This window comes from Allobosea sp. OK403 (assembly GCF_900113835.1).
Classification (GTDB): Bacteria; Pseudomonadota; Alphaproteobacteria; order Rhizobiales; family Beijerinckiaceae; genus Allobosea.
The window spans coordinates 444,075-467,203 of record NZ_FOQV01000001.1 but is presented as its reverse complement, the minus strand read 5'-3'; the positions used below and the strand labels follow the sequence as shown (position 1 = coordinate 467,203).

General features: G+C 66.0%; 18 protein-coding genes. 2 read left to right on the top strand and 16 right to left on the bottom strand.

Features of this window, described 5'->3' with window-relative positions:
* Positions 1-100 precede the first annotated feature (100 nt).
* The gene (locus BMZ97_RS02040; RefSeq protein ID WP_092164967.1) at positions 101-850 is read left to right on the top strand and encodes a SapC family protein; all 750 of its coding nucleotides are present in this window, start codon (positions 101-103) and stop codon (positions 848-850) included.
* A 12-nt stretch (positions 851-862) separates the two neighbouring features.
* Here BMZ97_RS02040 and BMZ97_RS02035 read toward each other — a convergent pair whose 3' ends face one another.
* The 8 genes from BMZ97_RS02035 to BMZ97_RS31440 form a co-directional block, all read right to left on the bottom strand.
* Positions 863-1,858: an ABC transporter ATP-binding protein gene (locus tag BMZ97_RS02035; protein WP_092164965.1), complete on the bottom strand. Its 996-nt coding sequence runs from the start codon at positions 1,856-1,858 to the stop codon at positions 863-865.
* On the bottom strand, positions 1,855-2,892 hold the full coding sequence (locus BMZ97_RS02030; protein WP_210188199.1) for an ABC transporter ATP-binding protein: 1,038 nt from the start codon (positions 2,890-2,892) through the stop codon (positions 1,855-1,857). Before BMZ97_RS02030 ends, BMZ97_RS02035 begins: the two co-directional genes overlap by 4 nt.
* 2 nt (positions 2,893-2,894) lie before the next feature.
* Positions 2,895-3,785 (bottom strand): ABC transporter permease, encoded by an 891-nt coding sequence (locus BMZ97_RS02025; protein ID WP_092164963.1) that lies wholly within the window; start codon positions 3,783-3,785, stop codon positions 2,895-2,897.
* A gap of 1 nt (position 3,786) precedes the next feature.
* Positions 3,787-4,740, bottom strand: a complete 954-nt coding sequence (locus tag BMZ97_RS02020) for an ABC transporter permease (RefSeq protein ID WP_092164961.1) — start codon at positions 4,738-4,740, stop codon at positions 3,787-3,789.
* A 229-nt stretch (positions 4,741-4,969) separates the two neighbouring features.
* On the bottom strand, positions 4,970-6,568 hold the full coding sequence (locus tag BMZ97_RS02015) for an ABC transporter substrate-binding protein (protein ID WP_092164959.1): 1,599 nt from the start codon (positions 6,566-6,568) through the stop codon (positions 4,970-4,972).
* Positions 6,569-6,741: 173 nt separating this feature from the next.
* Entirely contained in the window at positions 6,742-10,182 is a 3,441-nt protein-coding gene (locus tag BMZ97_RS02010) for an error-prone DNA polymerase (RefSeq protein WP_092164957.1), read from the bottom strand.
* Positions 10,179-11,723 carry a Y-family DNA polymerase gene (locus BMZ97_RS02005; RefSeq protein WP_092164955.1) on the bottom strand — a complete coding sequence of 515 codons (1,545 nt, stop codon included), beginning with the start codon at positions 11,721-11,723 and terminating at the stop codon, positions 10,179-10,181. The genes BMZ97_RS02010 and BMZ97_RS02005 overlap by 4 nt, the downstream gene beginning before the upstream one ends.
* Positions 11,629-12,516 carry an ImuA family protein gene (locus BMZ97_RS31440; protein ID WP_139221128.1) on the bottom strand — a complete coding sequence of 296 codons (888 nt, stop codon included), beginning with the start codon at positions 12,514-12,516 and terminating at the stop codon, positions 11,629-11,631. Before BMZ97_RS31440 ends, BMZ97_RS02005 begins: the two co-directional genes overlap by 95 nt.
* 264 nt (positions 12,517-12,780) lie before the next feature.
* Here BMZ97_RS31440 and BMZ97_RS01995 point away from each other — a divergent pair, with 264 nt between their 5' ends.
* On the top strand, positions 12,781-14,016 hold the full coding sequence (locus BMZ97_RS01995) for an amidohydrolase family protein (protein ID WP_092166492.1): 1,236 nt from the start codon (positions 12,781-12,783) through the stop codon (positions 14,014-14,016).
* Between the two features lie 70 nt (positions 14,017-14,086).
* Here the strand turns inward: BMZ97_RS01995 and BMZ97_RS01990 are convergent, their stop codons facing one another.
* The 8 genes from BMZ97_RS01990 to BMZ97_RS01955 all read right to left on the bottom strand — a co-directional run bounded on the left by BMZ97_RS01990 (position 14,087) and on the right by BMZ97_RS01955 (position 23,079).
* Positions 14,087-15,310, bottom strand: coding sequence for an ABC transporter permease (locus tag BMZ97_RS01990; RefSeq protein ID WP_092164951.1), 1,224 nt, complete (start codon positions 15,308-15,310; stop codon positions 14,087-14,089).
* Positions 15,307-16,227, bottom strand: coding sequence for an ABC transporter permease (locus BMZ97_RS01985; RefSeq protein ID WP_092164949.1), 921 nt, complete (start codon positions 16,225-16,227; stop codon positions 15,307-15,309). The genes BMZ97_RS01990 and BMZ97_RS01985 overlap by 4 nt, the downstream gene beginning before the upstream one ends.
* A gap of 4 nt (positions 16,228-16,231) precedes the next feature.
* The gene (locus BMZ97_RS01980; protein ID WP_092164947.1) at positions 16,232-17,329 is read right to left on the bottom strand and encodes an ABC transporter ATP-binding protein; all 1,098 of its coding nucleotides are present in this window, start codon (positions 17,327-17,329) and stop codon (positions 16,232-16,234) included.
* A 215-nt stretch (positions 17,330-17,544) separates the two neighbouring features.
* Entirely contained in the window at positions 17,545-18,675 is a 1,131-nt protein-coding gene (locus tag BMZ97_RS01975) for an extracellular solute-binding protein (protein WP_092164945.1), read from the bottom strand.
* A gap of 193 nt (positions 18,676-18,868) precedes the next feature.
* Positions 18,869-20,389 carry an alkaline phosphatase family protein gene (locus tag BMZ97_RS01970; protein ID WP_092164943.1) on the bottom strand — a complete coding sequence of 507 codons (1,521 nt, stop codon included), beginning with the start codon at positions 20,387-20,389 and terminating at the stop codon, positions 18,869-18,871.
* 14 nt (positions 20,390-20,403) lie between these two features.
* A complete protein-coding gene (gene phnX, locus BMZ97_RS01965) occupies positions 20,404-21,189 on the bottom strand; it encodes a phosphonoacetaldehyde hydrolase (RefSeq protein WP_092164942.1) in 786 nt (261 codons plus the stop codon).
* A gap of 7 nt (positions 21,190-21,196) precedes the next feature.
* Positions 21,197-22,330, bottom strand: coding sequence for a TIGR03364 family FAD-dependent oxidoreductase (locus BMZ97_RS01960; RefSeq protein ID WP_175525394.1), 1,134 nt, complete (start codon positions 22,328-22,330; stop codon positions 21,197-21,199).
* On the bottom strand, positions 22,330-23,079 hold the full coding sequence (locus BMZ97_RS01955; protein WP_092166491.1) for an SDR family NAD(P)-dependent oxidoreductase: 750 nt from the start codon (positions 23,077-23,079) through the stop codon (positions 22,330-22,332). Before BMZ97_RS01955 ends, BMZ97_RS01960 begins: the two co-directional genes overlap by 1 nt.
* Between the last annotated feature and the right edge of the window lie 50 nt (positions 23,080-23,129).

Sequence of the window (23,129 nt, the reverse complement as noted above, 5' to 3'; positions counted from 1 at the left end):
AACGCCGCCGGCTGTTCGCTAATGCGAAGCTTCAGGCCGGCGTCACGCTCCAAGGCCATCACGAGAACCCGTCCCGTCTCTCCAGGATAAGAGCCGCACCATGGCGCCATTGCCCCTCTTCTATACGAGCATCGTCGTACTCGATCGCAATATCCACCGCGATGCGCGGATCGCTCCGGCGGAGCGGGGTTACGCCTTCGCGGCCGGCAGCCATGTCGTGCCGGCGCTGATGGCGGAATTCGTGCTCGGCTGCCGCGACATGCCGATCCTGTTCCTGGAAGAGGCCGGCAGCGTCTCCCCCTTGTTCATGGTCGGCATGCGCAGCGGCGAGAACGATTTCATCGACGCCAGCGGACGCTGGAACGGCGTACATGCGCCGGCCTATCTGCGCCGCTACCCGTTCATCGGCGGCGAGGTTTCGCAGGAGCAGCAGGTGATCTGCCTTGATGGCGGCTATACCGGCCTGCAGGACCAGTCTGGCGAGCGCCTTTTCAGCGAGGCCGGCGAGCCAGGCGAAATGCTGCAACGCGCCATCACCTTTGTGGGGGAATATGCCGATGCGGCCAAGGCGACAGGCGTCTTCACCGCCGAGCTGAAAGCGCTCGACCTGTTCCAGACGGTCAATGTCGATATCCGCTCGCCCACAGGCGTGAGTTCGAGCTTCAGCGGCTTCCTCGCCGTCAGCGAGGAGCGCTTCAACGCCTTGCCCGACGACGTTCTGGCCAATCTGCGCCGCAAGGGCTATCTCGCACCGATCTATGCCCACCTGATCAGCCTGGGGAATTTCGGCGCGCTCGGTGACCGCGCAGGAGCCCGCGCCACAGCTGCGGCGGCCGCGGAAGCCGCCTGACCGCCGCGCGCGTCAGGCCGGAGCCAGCGCGTCCTCGGCCAGGACACAGCGCACCACGCGCCCCTCGCCCAACGTCACGACCGGCGGCAAGGCGGCGCGGCAGCGCTCCTGGGCGTGCTTGCAACGCGGCGCGAAGGAGCAGGAGGCCGGCGGTTCGTTCAAGGCCGGCGGCGCGCCGGGGATAGCCTCCAGCCGCTCACCTTTCCTGGCGCCGTGCAAATTCGCCGCAAGCAAACCCTTGGTATAGGGGTGCTGCGGATTGCGGATCAGTTCGCGCACCGTGCCGGTCTCGACGATCTGACCGGCATACATCACCGCGAGCCGGTCCGAGACCTCGACCGCGACACCGATATCGTGGGTGACGAAGATCACGCCCATGCCGAGGTCGCGCTGGAGCTGGCGCAACAGCAGCAGGATCTGGATCTGCACGGTGGCGTCGAGCGCCGTCGTCGGCTCGTCGGCGAGCAGCAGCTTGGGACGGGCGGCGAGTGCGAGCGCGATCATGGCGCGCTGGCGCATGCCGCCCGACATCTCATGCGGATAGGCCTTGAGCCTTCGCTCCGGCGAGGGAATGCGGACAAGCTCGAGCAGTTCGAGCGCGCGCGCCATCGCGGCCTTCCTGCCGATCTTCTCATGCCGGACGATCGCCTCGGCGATCTGCTCGCCGATCGTATAGACCGGGTCCAGCGCCAGCATCGGGTCCTGGAAGATCATCGAGGTGACGCGGCCGCGATAATCGGAGAGGTCCTGCGGGTTCAGCGCCAGCACGTCACGGCCATCGACCTGGACCGTGCCGCCGATATCGGTGCGGCTCTCGGGCAGGAGCCGCAGCAGCGTCTTCAGCGTGACGCTCTTGCCCGAGCCGGATTCGCCGAGGATACCCAGCACCTTGCCAGGCTCCAGCGTCAAGGAGACGCCGTTGACGGCATGGACGTTCTGCGTGCCACGGAAGCGGACGGTGAGGTTCTCGATAGCGACGAGAGGCTGGGCGACGAGCGGGGCGGTCACGCAGCCTCCTCCAGCTTGGGCGCACGGCTATGGCCGGAGCCGGCGACCTCCATATGGCAGGCAACCTGCCGCGTGCCCTCGCCCGCCGTCGCGAGCACGGGCTTGACCTTGGCACAGACGGTCTGGGCCTGCGGGCAGCGCGGATGGAAACGGCAACCATCGGGCGGATTGATCGGGTTGGGCGGATCGCCGGCGAGCGGCGCCTCCATCGTGCGGTTGTCCGGGTCCATGGAAGGCATCGCCGAGAGCAGCGCGCGGGTATAGGGATGGCGCGGATCGTCATAGAGCTCGTCGACCGGGCCGATCTCGACCACCTCGCCGAGATACATCACCATGACGCGGTCGCTGATGAAGCGCACGACGTTGAGGTCGTGGCTGATGAAGATGTAGGTCAGGCCGAACTCCTCGCGCAGATCGGCGAGCAGGTTCAGCACCTGCGCCTCGACCGATTTGTCGAGCGCCGAGACCGCCTCGTCGAGGATGACGAGTCGCGGGCCCAGTGCGAGCGCGCGCGCAATGTTGACGCGCTGGCGCTGCCCGCCGGACAGCTCATGGGGGTAGCGCGCGGCGAAGCGTGCGGGATCGAGCCCAACGCGAACCAGGAGATCGCGGGCGCGCAGGATCGCGGCCTGTTTCGAGACGCCATGCACCGTCGGCCCGAAGGCGATCGAATCCTCGATGGTCAGCCGTGGATTGAGCGAGGCGTAGCTGTCCTGGAAGACCATCTGGGCCTGGCGACGATATTCCTTCAGGCTGAGCGAGAGCCCGCCGACGATCTCGCCGTCGAACAGCATCTCGCCCTTGTCCTGGGCGATGAGCTGCATCACCACGCGTGCCGTCGTCGATTTGCCGCAGCCGGATTCGCCGACGACGCCGAGCGTCTCGCCCTTGAGCACGGCAAAATCGACGCCATCGACGGCGCGCACCACCGCGCCGCGGCCGAGCGGGAAATGCTTGGTCAGGGTCCGCGCCTCGAGCAGCGGTGTTCCGGCGCCGCCGCGGTCGCGTTCGTCCAGGGTCGGGTTCTCAGCCATGATCAGCCCTTCACATCCATCGCCGAGCGCAAGCCGTCCGAGAGCAGGTTGAACGAGATCGAGGTGATGAAGATCGCCGCGCCCGGCAGGGCCGCCACCCAGGGCTGGACATAGATCGCGGTGCGCAGCGTGTTCAGCATAAGCCCCCATTCCGGCGTCGGCGGCTTGGTGCCGAGCCCCAGGAACGACAGGCCCGAGGCCAGGATCATCGAGACCGAGATCAGGCTGGTCGCATAGACGAAGATCGGCCCCAGCACATTGCCGAGCACATGCACGCGGATGATCGTGAAGGCCCCGGCTCCGCTGGCGCGCGCGGCCTCGACATAGTCCATGCCGCGCACCTGCGTCGTCACGCTCTCGGCGATGCGCGCGATCGGCGGGATGAAGACGATGGTCAGCGACAGCAGCGAATTGGCGATGCCGGCCCCCATGGCGCCGGAAAGCGCGATCGCCAGCAGCACGGAGGGGAAGGCGTAGAACACATCGACCGTGCGCATGGTGATGGTGTTGAACTTGCCGCCGAAGAAGCCGGCGGCGACGCCGATCAGCGAGCCGAAGATAAAGGCGATGAAGACCGGCACCACGCCCATGAAGAGCGAGAGCCTGGCGCCGAAGATCAATCGCGAGAGCATGTCGCGGCCAAGCTCGTCGGCGCCGAGCGGATAGCCCGGCGTGCCGATCGGGCGCAGCCGCCGGAGCATCGAGGAGCGCGTCGGGTCGGCCGGCGCGATATAGTCGGCGAAGACCGCCATCAGGATGATCAGCAGGACGACGATGCCGGCGCCGACCGCGACCTTGTCGGTCTTGAAGCGCCTGAACACACCGGCCCAATAGCCCGGCGATTTGGCAAGCGGAGTGACGACGGGCGTGGCGGCCTCGGTGAGCGTGGTCATCTCAGCGCCTCCGCACGCGCGGATCGAGCAGCCCTTGCAGGATGTCGACGAGCAGGTTCAGGCCCACGAAGAACATCGCAAGCACCAGGATCGTGCCCTGCAGCAGCGGCAGATCGCGCTGGAAGATGGCATTGCCGAGCAGGAAGCCGGTGCCGGGCCAGGAGAACACGGTCTCGATCAGGATAGAGCCGCCGAGCAGATAGCCAAGCTGGAGCCCCATCACGGCAAGCGCTGTAGGGGCCGCATTCTTCACGACATGCTTGAACACGCCGAAATCCATCAACCCCTTGGCGCGAAGGGCCGGGACGAATTCCTGGTTCAGGATGTCGGCGACCAACGCGCGCACGGTGCGCGCGATGATGCCCATCGGGATCACCGACATCGTGATGGCGGGCAGGATCATGTAGCTGACATGCTCCCAATCCCAGATCCAGGCGGCCGAACCGCCCGGCCCCGCCCCGCCCGGCGGCAGCCAGCCGAGCTGCACCGAGAACACGATCACCATCACCATGCCGAGCCAGTAATGCGGCACGGAGACGCCGAGCACCGCCAGCATCGAGGCGAATTTGTCGAGGAGGGAGCCGCGGAAATAGCCCGCGACGAAGCCGAAGAACGAGCCGAGCAGGAAGCCGATCACCGTCGCCAGCACGGCGATCAGCAGCGTGTTGCCGACCGCGCGCCAGACCTCCGCCGCAACCGGGCGGCCGGTGGCGATCGAGGTGCCGAGATCGCCTTGCAGCGCCTTCAACAGCCAGAGGCCGAACTGGATCGGCAGCGGCCGGTCGAAACCGTAGATCTTGCGCAACTCGTCCTGCATCGCCTGCGAAGCGTCCGGTGGCAGCACCGCAGTCAGCGGATCGCCGGGCGCGATATGGACGAGCAGGAAGCAGAACACGCTGACGCCGAACGCGACCGGAAGGACATAGAGGATACGCTTGGCGAGATAGCTCAGCATGGGGTTGCCACAGCCCAACCTGACAACAATCCGACTCCGCGGCCGTCATGCTCGCCCTTGTAGCGAGCATCCACGTCTTGAACACAGGTCTCGACCAGCGAAGACGTGGATGGTCGGGACAAGCCCGACCATGACGGATGACCGACATATGTCGGTCTCCGTCGAGACTTGCCCGACCATGACGGCTTCTGTCGTGCTGTCTCCGCGGCGATGCGAGCCATTCTCCGCCTCACTTCGTCATCGTGATCGGCGAGAAGTCCTGGAACCAGTTCTGGGCCTGAATGAAGCCCTTCACCTTGGGGCTCAAGGCGCGCGGGTTGACGTCATGCGTCACCATCAGGAACAGCGCCTCGTCGACATATTTCTCATGGATTTTCTGCAGCACCTTGGTCTGCTCGGCCGGATCGAAGGTGTTGCGGACCTGCTCGAAGAGCTTGTCCATCTCGGGGTCGCAGTAATAACCCCAATTGGTGCCCGCCGGCGGCTGCAGATTGCACTGCAGATGCCGAATCAGGCCGGTGAAGGGATCCTGGATGAAATATGTGTAGTTCATGCCCGTCGCCTGGCGCGACGATTCATGCTTGGCGCCGGCGCGCCAGATGTTGATCAGCGTGTTCCATTCGACAACCTCGAAATCGATCTTGATTCCGACCTCGGCGAGGTTCTGCTGGACGAACTCGTTCATCGGCAGAGGCTGCATCTGGCCGGAGCCGGAGGGCGCGATCAGGATCTTGGTCTGCACCGGCTTGGCAGGCGAATAGCCGGCCTCGGCGAGCAGCTTCTTGGCGGCCTCGGGATCGTATTTCAGCTTGAAGGTGGGATTGCCGAACCATTGATGGCCGGGCGGATAGAAGCCCTCGGCCGGGATCATCATGCCGCCGAGCAATTCCTTCAGCCCCTCGCGGTCGACCGCCAGATTGGCCGCCTTGCGGATGCGGATGTCGTTCCAGGGCGAACCTTCGGCACGGGAGAGATGCCAGGTCCAGTTATGCGGATAGGCATTGGTGACGATCTGGAAACCGGCGCTCTTGAGCGAGGGCACGAGATCGGGCGACGGCGCCTCGATCCAGTCGACCTGCCCTGCCCTCAAGGCGGCGGCGCGGGCATTGGGCTCCGGCAGCGGCAGCAGCACGAGCTTGTCGAGCTTGGGCACGCGCGCCTTGTCCCAATAGCCGGGGAACGGCGAGAGCTCGGCGCGCTCGCGCGGCTGGAAGGCGGTGAGCTGCCAGGGGCCGGTGCCCGAAGGCGTCTTGGCGAAAGCGTCCCAGCTCTTGCCGAGCTTCTCCCACTGCGCCGGCGAGGACATCATGATCCAGGCGATCTGATAGGGCAGCGTCGCGTCCGGCGTCTTGGTGACGATCTCGACCTTGTATTTGTCGATCGCCTTGTAAGTCCCGACAGCCGGGATGCGCGAGCGGCCCTGTGCGGCCTGGCGCTGGTCGAATTGCGGGGCATCATTCTTCAGGAGCTTGTCGAGGTTCCAGATGACGGCGTCCGCAGTGAATTCCGAGCCGTCATGGAACTTCACGCCCTCGCGCAGCACAAAGGTCCATTTCGTCTTGTCGGCGGCATCGACGGTCCAGCTCGTGGCGAGGCCGGGCACCAGGTCGGAGGCCTTGTCGGCCTTGCTGAGGTCCCAGTTGATCAGCCCGTCATAGACCGTATAGCCCATGAAGCGCATGCCTTCGCCGCCCTGGTCGGTCTGGCCGGTGGTCAGCGGGATGTCGGAGGCCGTCATGCCGATCCGCAGCGTGCCCTGGGCGGAAGCCGATTGCGCCGCGAGCAGGAGCCCTGCGGCAAAAGACAAGGCGAGAGCGGAACGGATCATCGGCTAACTCCGAAATGGATGATTTCGAAGGAGCCTGAGCAAAGGCTGTGCCAGTAAGGCGTAGCGGAGCAACGCCATGCGCCGCCCCGATCTTTGCCGACGCAACAGCCATGCAAAGATTTGCCTAAAAAGTATGCAGGCGTAATTGCCTTTAAAATAGGCAAATTTCGGACTTAATGGAAATCCCGCGATTTCGGCAGGATACGGACATTGCGCGGATGGCGGCCGCGTGGGATCTGCGGAGGCAGGAGTTCGTCGGTCAGCATCGAGGCGCGCTCAGCGCGATGCGTATCCGAGAGCTTCAGAAGGTCGGCACTACGGTCGATCACGCGCTGCGCCATCAGATGCGTCACGCCTTCCGGGCTCTTCTGCACCCGGCCCTCGACCAGCAGCAGCCGCGCGCCCATGACCTCGCGGCGAAAGCGTTCGAACAACCTCGCCCAGAGCACGACATTGGTGATGCCGGTCTCATCCTCCAGCGTGATGAAGACCGCGTTGCCATTGCCCGGGCGCTGGCGCACCAGCACGACGCCGGCGGTGCGCGCCCAGGCGGCGTCCGGCTTCGCCTCGGTCTGCGCACAGCTCAACACCCCCTCCCGCCTGAAGAGCGGCCGCAGCATGCCCATCGGATGGCCCTTCAGCGAGAGACGCGCCGTCTGGTAGTCGGCGACGATGTGCTCGGGCAACGGCATGACGGGTAGCGCCATGGCGGGTTCTTCGCCCAGCTCATGCGCCTGCGCCGCCGCAAACAGAGGAAGCGCCTCGTCATCGGGCAGGCGGCGCACGGCCCAGAGCGCCTCGCGCCGGTCGAGCCCGAGCGAGCGGAAGGCATCGGCATCGGCGAGCAAGCGCATGGCGCGGGCCGGCAATCTGGCGCGGCGGGCGAGGTTTTCGACGTCGGCATAGCCTTCGCCGCGTGCCTTGGCGATGCGCAGTCCCCATTCCTCCTGGAAGCCGTCGATCTGGCGCAGGCCGAGGCGGAGCGCGAAGGTGTGAGGGGCAGTCGGTAATAGGCAGTCGGCAGTCGGGAACGACATCGATTTCGTTTCTTTCGACTGCCGACTGCCTATTACCGATTGCCGCTCCACCGCATTGTCCCAGCCACTGAAATTCACGTCGATGGCGCGCGCCTCCACGCCGCCATTCTCCTGCGCCTCGCGGACGATCTGCGCCGGCGCGTAAAACCCCATCGGCTGCGAATTCAGCAATGCGCAGGCGAAGATCGCCGGATGGTGGCATTTCAGCCAGGAGGAAATGTAGACCAGCTTGGCGAAGGAGGCAGCGTGGCTCTCGGGAAAGCCGTAACTGCCGAAGCCCTTGATCTGGTCGAAGCAGCGCTGGGCGAAATCACGCTCATAGCCGCGCCCGACCATGCGCCCGACCATCATCTCCTCGAACTGGCCGATCGTGCCGAGATTGCGGAAGGTCGCCATGGCGCGGCGCAGGCGATTGGCTTCAGGATCGCTGAATTTCGCCGCCACCATGGCGAGCTTCATCGCCTGCTCCTGAAAGAGCGGCACGCCGCAGGTCTTATCGAGCACTTCGACGAGTTCGTCGGGCGGGCCATGCTCGGGCGACGGTGAAGGATAGACCACCTCTTCCAGCCCCGCGCGCCGCTTGAGATAGGGGTGGACCATGTTGCCCTGGATCGGGCCGGGCCTGACGATCGCGACCTGGATGACGAGATCGTAGAAGACCCGCGGCTTCAGACGCGGCAGCATATTCATCTGCGCCCGGCTCTCAACCTGGAAGACGCCGAGCGATTTCCCCTCGCAGAGCATGTCGTAGGTCGCTTCGTCATCCTTGGGGACATCGGCCAGCCCCAAATCCTTGCCCTCATGCTCGCGCAGCAGGTCGAAGGCTTTGCGAATGCAGGTCAGCATGCCGAGCGCCAGCACATCGACCTTCATCAGGCGCAGCGCGTCGATGTCGTCCTTGTCCCATTCGATGAAGGTGCGGTCGTCCATCGCGGCATTGCCGATCGGCACCATCTCGTCGAGGCGGCCGCGCGCCAATACGAAGCCGCCGACATGCTGCGAGAGATGGCGCGGGAAGCCGAGCAGTCTGAGCGCAAAGCCGACTGCGCGCAGGATCGTCGGGTTCGTCGGATCGAGCCCAGCCTGGCGGACATGATTGGCGCCGATCTCGGTGCCCCAGCTGCCCCATTGCGTGTCGGCGAGCCGGGCGGTGACATCCTCGGTCAGGCCCAGCGCCTTGCCGACATCGCGGATGGCGCTGCGCGGCCGGTAATGGATCACGGTCGCGGCGATGCCGGCTCGGTGGCGGCCGTATTTCTCATAGATCCACTGGATCACCTCTTCGCGCCGCTCATGCTCGAAATCGACGTCGATATCGGGCGGCTCGCGCCGTTCCTCGGAGATGAAACGGGCGAAGAGCACGTCGTTCTCGGCCGGATCGACCGCCGTGATGCCGAGCACATAGCAGACGGCGGAATTGGCGGCCGAGCCCCGGCCCTGGCAGAGGATGCCCTCACTGTCGGCGAATTCGACGATCTGGCGGATGGTGAGGAAATAGCGGGCGTATTCGAGCTTCCCGATCAAGACGAGTTCCTGGTCGAGCAGCGCCTGCACTTTTTCGGGCACGCCATCGGGATAGCGCATCTGCGAGCGCTTGCGGACCAGCTCCGTAAGCCAGCCCTGCGCAGTCCAGCCCGGCGGCACCGGCTCGTCGGGATATTCATAGGTGAGTTCGCCCAGGTCGAACTCGATGCGCCCAAGCAGATGGCCGGTCTCCGCGATAGCATCGGGCGCGTCGCGGAAAAGCCGCGCCATCTCCTGCCCGGCCTTGAGGTGGCGCTCGGCATTGGCCTCGAGCATGCGGCCCGCCTGGTCGATGGCGACGCCCTCGCGGATGCAGGTCAGCAGATCCTGCAGGTCGCGCTGCTCGGGGGCATCGTAGAGCACGTCATTGGTGGCCAGCAGCGGCGTGCGGGTCGCAGCCGCAATCGACTTCAACCGGGCGAGGCGGCGGCGATCGTCGCCCTTGCGATGCATGCTGGCCGCCAGCCAGACCGCGCCGGGCGCGGCCTCGTCCAGCCGAGCGAGGAGCGCGGGCAGATCATCATGGCGCTTGCCCGGCATGACGACGAGCAGCAGGTCGCGCGCATCCGAGAGCAGATCGTCGAGATGCAGGATGCAATTGCCCTTTCGCGCCTTCAGATTGCCCTGGCTGAGCAGGCGGCAGAGCCTTCCCCAGCCGGCGCGATTGGCGGGGTAGACGACGATGTCGGGCGTGCCATCAGTGAAGACGAGCCGGCTGCCGACCGCGAGCTTGAAGGCCCGGGCCATGCTCTGGAGCTGCTCTCCGGTGAAGGGCAGATCGGCGAAGGTCGGGTTCTCGACCCAGATAAATTCGCCCGGACTGCCGCCTTCGCGGATCTTCTCGGGCTCTGGCAAACCATGCTCGCGCAGATAGGCAAGGGCGCTGAAGGCGCGCACCACGCCTGCGACCGTATTGCGGTCGGCGATGCCGATGCCGGCATGGCCAAGCAGCAGGGCGCTCAGCACCAGATTGGGACCGGGCGAGGCGCCGCGCAGGAAGGAAAAATTCGTTGCAACAACGAGTTCGGAGTAAGCGCTCAGAGACTGATTCATGCGAAAAGTCCGTGCAAGAACCAGCGCGGCATCTCGTTTTCGCGCTCATAGAGCCCGGCGCGGAAGAGCCAGAAGCGGCGCCCTTGCGCGTCCTCGACACGGTAATAGTCGCGCGCCGGCTCGGCTGGCCCATCGCGCCACCATTCCGGCGCGATGCGCTCGGGCCCCTCGGCGCGGGCGATCTCGTGCAGCACGCGCCGCCAGCGGAAACGCAAGGGCGGCCCGTCCGGCACCTCGGCCAAGGTCTCGATCGGCTGAGGCGGCTCGAAGAGCTGGAGCGGGCGCGTCGGCGGTTCATCAGGCTCGGGCGCGGGCCATGCGATCGCTGACGCGGGCGCGGCGACCGGAACCGCCCTCGCCTCGCGGCGCGGGTCATGCGTGTCCCGCGCGGCAAAACGCAACACACGGTCGCGGCCGAAACGAGTGACCAGGCGGTCGAGGAGCTCGGCCACCGCCTCGTCCTCGACGGCGCGCCCGTCCAGGCTGGGCTGATGCGTGTTCAGCGGCTCGCAGACCGGGATGGCGAGGCGGACCGCGTCGAAGCCGAAGCCCGGGTCAAGCGGGTCCGCCAGCGTGTCGATGCGTTCGCGGTAGAGCCTGAGGATGGCATCGGCGTCGCGCGAGGGACGGCCGGTCTCGATACCCAACCGCCTAACCGCGCCATCCGTGCGGAAGAGGCTGATCTCGAAGGCGCGCCCGCCCTCGCCACGCTGTTCCAACAGGCGGGCAGCCTCCGCGATCAAGCGCGTCACCACCGCCTCCAGCCCCTGCATGTCCAGCAGAGGCTCGGCGAAATGCCGCTCGACCATGCAAGCGGGCGCCGGGCGCAGCGGCGTGATCCGGACATCCTCCCGGCCCAGCGTACGCCTGAGCCGGATCGCCAGATCCTCACCGAAGCGGGCGGACAGGGCCATGGAGGGCCGCTCAGCCAAGTCACCCACCGATTTCAGCCCGGCCCGGGACAAGGCGATGACGGTCTCGGCGCCGATCTCCAATGCCGCGACCGGCAAGGGGCGGATCATAGCCTCGTCCTCGCCCGGCGGCACGATACCGCCCGCGCCGAAGCGGGAGAGCGCATGCGCCGCCTCCGGTGTCCCGGCGATCGCGCTGCGCTGATTGAGCCCGCCTGCCCGCAACCGCTCGGCGATCATGGCCCGAAGCGCCGCCTCGCCGCCGAAGAGATGGGCGCAGCCGGTGATGTCGAGCAACAGGCCATGAGGCGGGTCGAGCGCGACCAGCGGGGTGAAACGGTCGCAGAAGGCGGCCAGCCGCTCGATCAGGCGCTGATCGGCCTGCGGCTCGGCCTCGACCACCACGAGATCCGGAATCCGGGCGCGCGCATCGGCGAGCGTCAGCCCACGCGTGAGCCCGAGCCTGACGGCATTCTGGTCGCAATCGACCAGCCGGAGCGCGTTACGCACCGTCTCGACCACCACCAGCGGCGGCTCACCCCGCCCGCCGGAAGCCGGGACCCCGCGCTCCCTCCGCAGCCGGTCCGTCGGCAGGAAAGGAAACCAGAGGGCGAGATAGCGGCGCGGCATCCTGTGCTCTCCCCTGGTTGCCGGCTCTCTCATGGAAGGCAGGGTTTGCCTGGAAGGCGGGTCTCTCTTGGAAGGCAGATCTCTCATGAAAGGATTGTCGGTCACGGTCCCACTCCACACGCCACTCACGCTCGCCCAGGCCGCCGCGATCGCGCAGCAGCCTGAGACTGAATGCCGGATCGCCCGGCGCATTGGCCTCCAGGGCCCGCGACGGCAAAGCACGCACCAGCCAACGGGTCCGGGCGGCGCTGGCATCCTGCCGGGCGCTCGCACGCAGCAGCACCGTCGTGACGCCGGACGCCTCCGCCGCCAGCGCCAATCGCCGGCTCGCAGTCAGATCGAACAGGCGCGGCTCGCCCCAGGGCTCGATCAGCACCGCCCCCAGCGCCGAACAGCGCGCGGCCTCCGCGCCGGCCCGCAGCACATCCTGCGCATCGCGCGCCCGCACCAGAAGGATGCGCGCAGGGTCGAGGCCAAGCTCGGCCAGCCCCGGCGGGTGCAAACGCCCGGTCTCGGCATCGAGAACATCCTGCCTGACCCAGAGGACCTGGCGCATCTGCGCCGCCCGGATCGTCAGCCCCACGGCGAAACCCGTCGCCGCAGCGAGATCCGCCGTTCCCGGTGCGTAAACCTCATGCAGCGCCGCGCGCGCGATGCCTCCGCCCAGCGGCTCATCAAGAGCAGGCGCACCGAAGCTCACCCTCCCGACCGCAGCCGGCGCGGTGCGCAGCGCCGCTTCGGCAAGGCTGCGCCGCAGATCGGCCAAGGCGAGAGGGGCGGGTTTCGGGTTCATTGGAGCAATTGTTCTCTCTTTGTTCTTATATAGAACGTGCTCCACGCGAAGGCGAGTCGCTTGAATCAGGGACCGCGATGGAAGGCGCTTGTCCCGGTCATGTTTTTCGCCGGCCGTGCTTTCGGCTTTGCCTCGGCGCAGGCCCCCGCAGGTCCCCCGGCGCGCTGCGGCACATAAACTGCAATCGGAGCCATCATGCTGTTTACCGGCATGATGGCCGGACCGGCCGATCGCGTGACCGTCTTTCCCGATAGGCCGATACCGATGCCCACTAACAGCGCCTTCGATCTGATCTTCCGCCAGGCCCATCTCGGCGGCCATGATGGCCTCGTCGATATCGGCGTCAGCTCAGGCCGCATCGCCGCCATCGCGCCGCGGATCGTCGCGGATGCTCCCGAGATCGTCATCGACGGTCGCGCGGTGCTGCCGGGCTTCGTCGACAGCCATGTCCATCTCGACAAAGCCTGCCTGCTCGGCCGCTGCGGACATATTCGTGGCGGCCTGAAGGAGGCGATCAGCGCGGTCTCCGCGATGAAGCGCGATTTCACCGTCGAGGACGTCCATGCGCGCGGCGCACAGGTGCTGGAAAAGGCGATCACTAAGGGCACGACGCGAATGCGCACTCATCTCGAGGTCGATCCACGCGCGGGCCTGCGCAGCTTCGAGGCAATCAAGACGCTGAAGCGCGATTATGCCTGGGGGCTCGACCTCTCCATCTGCGTCTTCCCCCAGGAAGGGCTGATCAATGATCCCGGCACGGAGGAGCTATTGGTCGTGGCCCTGCGCGGCGGCGCGGATGTGCTGGGCGGCTGCCCCTATACCGACAGCGACCCGCATCTGCAGATCGAGCGGCTGTTCTGCCTGGCCGAACGTTTCGACCTCGATCTCGATTTCCACCTCGATTTCGATCTCGACCCGTCCTGGATGCATCTCGACGAGGTCTGTCGCCAGGCGCTGCGGCGCGGCTACCGGAACCGCGTCGCCATCGGCCATGTCACGAAACTCTCGACGCTGCCGCCCGATGCCTTCGCAAGGACGGCCGAACGCCTGGCCGAGGCCGGCATCGCGGTGACCGTTCTGCCGGCGACCGACCTCTATCTGATGGGCCGGGACGCGACACATAACGTGCCGCGCGGGCTGACCCCGGCGCATCGCCTGCTCGCCCATGGCGTCACCTGCTCGATCGCCACCAACAATGTGCTGAACCCGTTCACGCCCTTCGGCGACTGTTCGCTGCTGCGAATGGCAAACCTCTACGCCAATACCGCCCAGGTCGGGCCGGACGGGTTCAGCGCTTGCATCGATCTCGTCACCACGCTGCCGGCGCGATTGATGCGGCTCGATGATTACGGCATCGCGGTCGGTAACCCGGCCGATCTGATCGTACTGGATTCGGGAACAGTCACCGACGCGCTCGCCGAGATCGCCGAGCCGGTGCTGGGTTTCAAGAACGGCAGGCAAAGCTTTTCGCGCCCGGCGGCGAGCTTGAACAAGCCTTAGACCCGAGCGCCTTTCCCGGGAAAACCGATAAGCTCCAAGCGCTTCTACTCCCCGTCATCGCTTGGGTCGGTCATTGCTTGGGCGCAAGTGAATTGGGGTTGAAGGCCCCGCCGAAAGGCGAGGGATTGTTAGACGGCGGCGGCGCGGTCGGTGGCGCAGGCTGGGCCGGCGGCGCCAGCGAATTCGGATTGAACGCACCACCGAAGGGCGACGGGTTGTTCGATGGCGCCTGGGCGGGCGCCTGCGCCGGGGCCTGCTGCTGGATGCGGTTGCGCTGCTCCTGCATCAGCCTTTCCTGTACTTGCTGCTTCTCCTGCAGGATCGCGGCGCGGCAGAGATTGGCATCGACGCGGCTTGCCGACCAGGTGATGAAGCCCGTCACGCCGAGGAGCAAAACGAGGACCGCGCCCGGATGCGTCAGCAGGCGCGAGAGCGGGTTGGCGTAGAGCCGGGATTGGCCGGCCTTGCCGCTGCGCAGAAGCTCCTGGCGGCGGGTATGGGCCTCGCTGACCATCGCGCCGATCAGCGTCACCGCGATGATGATGACGGCAAGTGCCGAGAGCGAAGGGTCGGTGCCGAGCCTGACCTTCGAGGCCAGCGCCGTTGTGAAGGTGTTGCCGGACAGGATGGTGAAGACGGTGGTGTTGTAGTTCTCGAACGAGGCCAGGAAGGTGATGAAGGCGGCCGAGCCGAGCGCCGGCTTCATGAAGGGCAGCAGGATCCTACGGAAGGCCTGGCCCGGCGTCGCGCCAAGATCGAGCGCGGCTTCCGTCAGCGTCGGATCGAAGCGCTGAAGCCGGGCGTTGAGGACCAGCATGGCATAGGAGGCGATGAAGGCGACCTGCCCGAGCAGCGTCAGGAAGAAGCCGTTGTAGAAGACCGTATCGTAGCTGGCTCCCACCCCACGCCCGACGAAACTCCAGAAGACGATGGTCGAGATGCCGAGCACGACGCCGGGGATCAGGATCGGCGTGATCAGCACGGCGTAGAGCCCGGCCCGCAGGCGCGGGCCGATATCGGCGAGTGCAAGCGCGCCCGCCAGCCCGAACGGCACTGCGATCGCGACCACAGCGAGGCCGATCGCGAGGCTGGTCCACAGCCCGGTCATCAATCGCTCATTGCGCACCAGCACGCCGAACCAGTCGGTGGTGAAGCACTCCCACGGCACCACCCGGGGGAAGGCCGAGGAGTTGAAGGCCGTGATCACCATGATGATCAGCGGGCCGAACAGGAAGAGGAAGAACAACAGCGCGTAGCTGAACGCGAAGAGGCCGCCGCCTGAACCCCGCGTCATCGCCCGATCGCTCCGATCGAGACCTTGAAGACGCGCATCATCAGGAAGACGAAGGCGAGGCAAATAACGAGCAGGATGGTGGCGTAGGCGGAACCGCGCTGCCAGTCGCCGGCATCGTTGAACCATTGATAGATGATCTGGGTGAACCAGAGGTTCGACGGGCCGCCGAGGATCTGCGGAGCCGCCAGCGCCCCTGCCGTCAGCATGAAGACCATGGTCGCGCCCGACGCGATGCCGGGCTTGGCGACCGGCAGCACCACGCGCCAATGCACCCGCCACCAGCTCGCGCCCATGTCGCGCGCCGCCTCGATCTGGTTGCGATCGAGCGTCTCGACCGCATTGTAGATCGAGAACACCATCAGCAGGGTGTAGGTGTAGGCAAGCCCGGCATAGAGCGCGACATCGGCGCGGATGAAGTCGATCGGGCTCGACCACAGGCCCAGCGCCTGGCCGATGCCGTTGATGACGCCTGTCGCGCCGAACAGGATGCGGAAAGCGAAGGCACGCAGGATATCGTTGATCCAGAAGGGCACGATCAGGCCGATGACCATCATCCGCGCCGCGACGCCGGTGGCGGAATGGGCGAGGATGAAGGCGATCGGGTAGCAGATGACGATGTCGAGCAGGGTGACGATGACGGCGGCGATCAAGGTTTTGACCAGCACGCCGATGTCGAGCGTGTTCAGCGTGCCATTGCCGAACAGGAAATAGCTGTAGTTCTTCAAGGTGTAGACATCGGCCGGGCCGCCGATCTCGGGGCGCGGCAGGTTGTGGCGCAGCGAGACGTCGAACATCGCCAGTTGCGGCAGCACGATCAGGACCAGAACCCAGAACAGCACCGCCCCGCCGATGAAGACCGCGACGCCCAGGCCGTGTCGATCGGCAATGGTGCTCCAGAGTTGACGAAGCGCTGCCATGGCCTCAACCGCTCCGCGACGGATCGGCGGGAAGAACGGTCGCATGCTCGGGGCGAAACCAGACGCTGGCCACGCCGTCAGCTGCGAGCACCGGCCCGGAGGTATCGGCATTCATGCGGTAAAGCCTGAGATCGAGCCCGTTGGCGCTGAGGTAGAGCGTGCGGATCGAGCCCTCGAACTCCTCGTTGACGCGCCTGGCGGCGATCGCATTCGTCGCAGGAGCCGCATCGGCAAGGGCGAGCTGCTCGGGCCTGACGAACAAGGTGCAACGCTCGCCGGCCTGATAGTCGCGTCCGCCCGCCGACTGCCCGGTGAGCGGGCCGAGCGCGGTGTCGAGCGTCACCAATGCGCCTTGCTGGCTGATGACGGCGCCGGGAATCGCATTGGTCTCGCCGACGAATGAGGCGACGAAGGGGGTTTTGGGCCGGTTGTAGATCGTCTGCGGATCGCCGACCTGCTCGACCACGCCGGCATTCATCACCGCGACCTGGTCCGACATGGTCAGGGCCTCGCCCTGATCATGGGTGATGTAGATGAAGGTCAGGCCGACGCGCTGCTGGATGGCGCGCAATTCGGTGCGCATATGCTGGCGCAGCTTGAGGTCGAGCGCCGAGAGCGGCTCATCGAGCAGCAGGATGTCGGGCTCGGCAGCGAGTGCGCGGGCGATTGCGACACGCTGGCGCTGTCCGCCCGAGAGCTCATGCACCTTCTTGTCGCCGGTACCGGGCAGCGCGATCATCTCGAGCAGTTCATCGGCGCGCTTGCGGCGCTCCTTACGCCCGACGCCACGCACCTCGAGCGGAAAGGCGATGTTCTCCGCGACCGAGAGCAGCGGAAAGAGCGCGAGATTCTGGAAGATCAGCGCGGTCGGCCGCTTATTGGGGCCGACATTCCTCATATCCTTGCCGCCGATCAGCACGCGGCCCTCGCTCGGCTGGACGAAGCCCGAGATGCAGCGCAGCAAGGTGGTCTTGCCGCAGCCCGACGGCCCGAGGAACGAGAAGAATTCGCCGCCCTTGATCGAGAGATGAGCGTTCTCGACGGCCCTGTAGTTTCCGAAGCGGATCGATACGTGCTCGAGGACGACGTCCCTGGTGTTCATGCTGGTCCTGGATCGGAGGAGGCTTCGGACGGAGCGGCCTATTCGCCTGGCGAAATCATCGGTGTTTCACCGCGCCGTCATCCCGGACAAGCGGCGAAGCCGCGCCGATCCGGGATCCATTCCTGAACTGTTCCGGAATGGATCCCGGCTCTCCGCTTCGCTCCGGCTGGGATGACGGCGCGGTGATGGCAAAGGAAGTGCCAGCGTGAGAGTCCTCAGGCGCTCATGAACTTGTTGGTGAATTCCGAACGCTTGGAGGCATACCAGGGCGCCTCGGCCGGCCAGGGGTTCAGCTTGGCCAGCGAGTCGCCGGGATAAGCGTCGGCAAAGTTCTTGGCGTAGACCTCGCCGCCGAACTTGTCGGCGCCGACGACCGGCGAGTTGTAACCGTGGGTCTTGATCGCCTCGCCAGCGAGCTTGGCGTCGTAGCAGGCGTCGATGAAGGCGTAGATCTGATCGATGTTCTTGGCGCCGATCGGCAGGGAGAGCCCGTCGACCCAGGCCATCGCACCCTCGACCGGCGCGCGATACATCACCGGCTCGCCGGCGGTCTTGAGCGCGATCGGCGGCCCGTCCCAGGTCTGGCCGACGATGACGCCCTCATTGAGCAGGCCGTTCTTCTGCGCGTCGGCATCGTTCCAGACCAGCTTGATGTTCTTCTTCTTCTTGATCGCGACCTCGGTCAGCTTGGTCCAGACCTCCGTCATCTTCTCGGGTGTCTTGTACGCCTCCCAGACCGAGCCTGGCGCCAGTTCTCCGCGACGCTCCATGCCCAGACCCAGGCCGAGGATCATCGAATGGCCGCGCCCCATCGTCTTGCCGGCATTGGCGTCGTCCCAGACGTCGTAATAGCTCGGCGCAGTGCCGGCGGGCGTGAACTTGTCGGTGCGCCAGGAGACGCCCTCGGTGCCCCAGATATGCGGCAGCCAATGGCTGCCCTTTCCGGCGAAGTTCCAATGCGTCTCGCCCAGCGCCATGGCCGGGTTCACCTTATCGATCGCGACCTTCTTCATGTCGAAGGGCATCAACAGGCCGAGATCCTTCCAGAGCGGGCTGCGATTGACGGTCGGGGTGACGATGTCGAAGCCCTGCCCGTTCGACGCCTTCATCTTGTTGAGGATGTCGTCATTCGAGCCGATGCCGGTGAAATTGACCTTGATGCCGGTCTTCTCGGTGAAGCCCTTGACGAAGCTCTCGGGCAGATAGTCCGACCACATCATGATGTTGATCTCGCCCGAGGAGGCGAGAGCGCCGCGACTGATCAGCGCCGGCATGGCGACGCCTGCCATGGCGGCGAGTTTGAGGACGTCACGGCGGGCGAAGGCGGTTCCAGGCTTCTTGGACATCGTGATCCCCTGTGATTGCGTTGCGCTGCGTCTGCTTCTGATCGGAAGCCGGCTCCAAACCGGCGCACCCCTGAATTGTTATGGGGGAGAGGCAAGCAAGATTAGAGCCACAGGTCGAATTCTATGGGTCCAGCTTCTCCGACCATGGGCATGCCGCGCGATTGCGACAGGCCGGCGACACTGCGCCGGAACTTCAGGCGTCGAAAGACTTGGAGACCGGACCGCGACTGGAGAGATGCGTATAGGCCAGCGTCTGGTCGAGATGCCGCGCCCTCAGCGCGAGCAGCCTCTCCGCATAATGCAGCCTGACCGCGAGATGGGCCGGATCGGATGCAAGATCGCGCGTTTCGGCCGGGTCGTTCGTCAGGTCGAAGAGCAGCGCCGGCAAGCCGGCGAAATGGACGTATTTATAGGCCTCGTCGCGAATAACAGAGAGGTTGCAGGCATTGGAGCCGAGGCCGAAATGGCGCTCCGCCACACCATTCTCGATGTCGCGGAAATCGAACTCCCAGAAGGCCGCCTCGCGCCAGGAAGCAGGCGCCCGCCCCGCCAGGAACGGCAGCAGCGAGCGCCCGTCCTGATGGTTCAAGGGCGCTTGATCGAGCCGCTCGGCCAATGTCGGCATGATGTCGGCGGCCGAGGTGAACTGCTCGATCCTGCGGCCGGCATGCGCAGCTTGGGCGGGATCGCGGATCACCAGCGGGATATGGTAGCTGCCTTCAAAGAAGCCGCCCTTGCCGAGCAGCCAGTGGTCGCCGGCCATCTCACCATGGTCGGAGCAGAAGATGATGATGGTGTTCTGCCATTCGCCATTGCCGCGAAGCGCGGTGAAGATCCGGCCGAGCTGGGCGTCAACCTCGGCGATCATGCCGAAATAGACGGCGCGCAGCGTGGCGAGTTCCCCGGCGCTCCAGTCCTCGACGCGCCCGCTCGCACCCCGAACGAAGCCGGATTGCGTGTTCTGGGCGATCTGGAAGGCAAGATAAGGGTGGAGCGCCGCCTCGGCTGCGCGGTCGGGCGCGCGGACGAAATCTGGCCCGTCCCGCGCCGTGAACATCGTATTGTAGGGCGCCGGCACGACGAAGGGCGGATGCGGCCTCAGGAAGGAGAGATGCGCGAACCAGGGCGCATCCTGCTCAGAGCGCCAGCGCAGGAAGGCATCGGTCAGATAGGCAGTCTGGGTTTCGTCCCGGCCATAGGCCGGAGGCGCTGTGCCGACCGCGCCTCCCTGCCCCGCCGGCGCATGCACGTTCCGGTCGGTCGCCTTCTCGTGCCCACGCGAGCGGAGCCAGGACAGCCAGGGCTTTTCATGCTCGGGCAGCAATTCACGCACGGAAAAACCCGGCAGCACGCCCTCATAGGTCGTCAGATGCGGATCGCCCGGCGGCAGCGTCCGGGGATCGAGCGAAACGTCGGTGTAACCAAACAGCGTCGGGTCATAGCCCGCCCTCCGCCCCAGCCGGGCGAGGTTGTCGAAGCGATCGTCCAAGGGCGAACCATTGCGGCAGACGCGATGGTTCATCTGGTAAAGACCGGTATAGAGCGCCGCCCGTGCCGGCGAGCAGGGCGCGGCCCCGGCATAGTGCCGCGCGAACAGCACGCCCTCGGCTGCCAGCGCGTCGATATTCGGCGTCCGCACGCAAGGGTGGCCAACGGCCGAGAGACAGTCGCCGCGCCATTGGTCGGCGGTGATCAGGAGGAGGTTGGGCTTCATGCCGTCGCCATCACTCAGCGGTCGTCCTCCAGCCGGTCGATCAGGGCCGGCAATTCGGCGACGGTGCCGATGACATAATCCGCTCCGGCTGCGATCAGCTTGGCGGCAACACGTTCATGCAGCGCTTGACGCTGCGCAGGCGAGAGCGCGGCGAGTTCGTCCGGCGTCAGGCCAGCCTCATTGCCCGACAGGGTCAAACCGACCGTGATGCAGCCGGCCTCGACACCCTCGGCGATACCGGGCTCGGTATCGTCGACCTTGATCACAGCGGAAGCGGGATGGACCATCAGATCGAGGAAGCATTTATACATGCCGATCGCGGTCGGCCGACCCAGCGGCAGGTCGTCGGCGCAGACGAGATTGTCGGGCGCATAGCCCTGCGCGGCGGCCAGTGGCAGCACGCGCTGCATGATCGAGCGGGTATAGCCCGTGGTCGAGCCGATCTTCATGCCCTTGGCGCGGATATGATTGGCGGTTTCGAGCGCTCCGGGCACCAGCGTGCAGTAATTGCTCACCACCTCCTCATTGAGGGGAACGAAGAGCTTGTAGACGGCGTCGATCGCGGCCTCATCAGGTAGCGCACCCTGCGCGACCCGCCAGCCTTCGGCGATATGCGGCTCCGCCAGCATCGCGGCGATATGCGCGCGCTTGGGCAGGCCCATCGGCTTGCGAGCATCGGGGATCGTCACCGCGACGCCGAATTTGGCGAAGGTGTCGACGAACGCCCCCATCGGCGCAAAGGAACCGAAGTCGATCATGGTGCCGGCCCAATCGAACACCACCGCCTTGAATTTGCTCATGCCGAGATCACCCTTGCCGTCCGTAAAGTTCGTCGATGGTTTCCTCGCCGATCCCGAAGGCCGTCGAGGCGCCGCAGCCGCTGGTAACGACGACGATGCGGACCGCGTCCGATGGCTTGTCGGTGAAGCGCCAGCGGCCGGAAGCCGAAGCATAGGTGCCGATCCAGCGCTCGGTCACGGTTCGGCCTGGCAGATCGAGCACCGCATCGAATTCGTCGAGGATAAGCTGGTCGACCCCTTCGGACCCGAACGGGTCGGGCGTCGCGGCATAATGATGGCTGTCGCCGACGACCAGCGAGCCATCGGCCGACTGGGTCACGATCAGATGGATGCCGTTTTCGCGATGGGCCGCTAACTCGGCGTCCAAGCGCCGTTTCAACGGCTCGGCCTCAGGCAATTCGGCATAGCCGAGATAGCGGCCGAGCCCGAGATCGGACATCACCGCGGTCCCGAGGGCCACCGGCGTGGCAGGCCTGACGCGCATCATCTGCAGCTTGCAGCGGGTCACGCCATAGGCCGCGATCCGCTCCGGGAACAGCGCCGTGAATTCGTCGCCGGGGCAGATGATCACGGCTTCGGCCTCGATGACGCCGCCATCGGCAGTGATCAGGCGCGGCGCCTCGACCGCGACGACGCTCGTGCTCCAGCGGAATTCAACGCCATGACGCTCGGCAAGGAAGCGCGCGACCAGTGGCACCGCCTGGCGCGATTCCACGCGCACCTCATGGGGGCTGTACAAGGCAAAGCGCGCCGCCTCGGGCCTCAGGCAGGGCACATGCGAAAGCGCCTGCCCGGCGCTGAGGCGTTCGCAGCCCTCACCCATCTCGCTCGCCAGGAAGGCCTCGATCACGGCCTCCGACTCCGGCAGGCGCGCAGCCAGGACAAGCCCGCGCTGGAGGATGTCGATGCCTGCGGCAGCCGCGATCTCGACCCAGACGTCGCGGGCACGCCGGGCAAGGCTCCAGCAATCGCCGGCGCCCTGCCCCGTCACCGTGACGAAGCCGAAATTGCGCACCGAAGCGCCATTGGCCTGCGCATCGCGATCGATCACGACGACCCGCTTGCCGCGCTTGGCGGCTGCGAGCGCATGGCCGAGTCCGACGATACCGGCGCCGACGATGGCGAGATCGAAGGTCGCCATCACGCCTCCCGATGAACCTGGAAGCCGGCGAAGGATTGGCTCACCGGCATGATCTCGAGGCTATTGACGTTGACATGCGCGGGCTGCGTCGCGACCCAGAAGATCGTCTCGGCGATGTCGTGCGGCTGCAGCGCATTGGCGCCGCCATAGAGCGCGTCATAGGCCTTCTGGTCCCCGCCATTGCGCACCAGGGTGAATTCGCTCTCGCACAGACCGGGCTCGATCGAGGTCACGCGCACGCCCTTGCCGTGCAGATCGGAGCGCAGCCCCAGTGAGAGCTGCTGCACGAAGGCTTTCGTAGCGCCATAAACGTTGCCGCCGGAATAGGGCCAGTTCGCCGCGACCGAGGCGATGTTGACGATCGCGCCCTTGCGCTCGATCAGCACCGGCAGCAGGTGATGCGTCAGCGTCACGAGACCGGTGACATTGGTTCCGATCATCGTCTTCCAGTCGGAGAGCGCGGATTGCGGAGCCGGCTTGGTGCCGAGCGCGAGGCCGGCATTGTTGACCAGCACGTCGATGCCCTTGAAACCTTCGGGCAGGGCCGCGAGCGCCACCAGCATCGCCGCCTCGTCGGTGATGTCGAAGGCGGCGCCGTGGAAGGCCTCGCCGAGTTCGGCTTTCAGCGCGTCCAGCCGTTCAGCGCGCCGGCCCGTGCCGATGACCTGCCAGCCGGCCTGAACGAAGCGGCGCGCGGTCGCCGCCCCGAAGCCCGCCGTCGCACCCGAAATCAGAATCGTCTTGGCCATCGCCGTCCTCATGCGCCTTTCAGAACCTGCGCAGCTTTGCAGGAGGAACG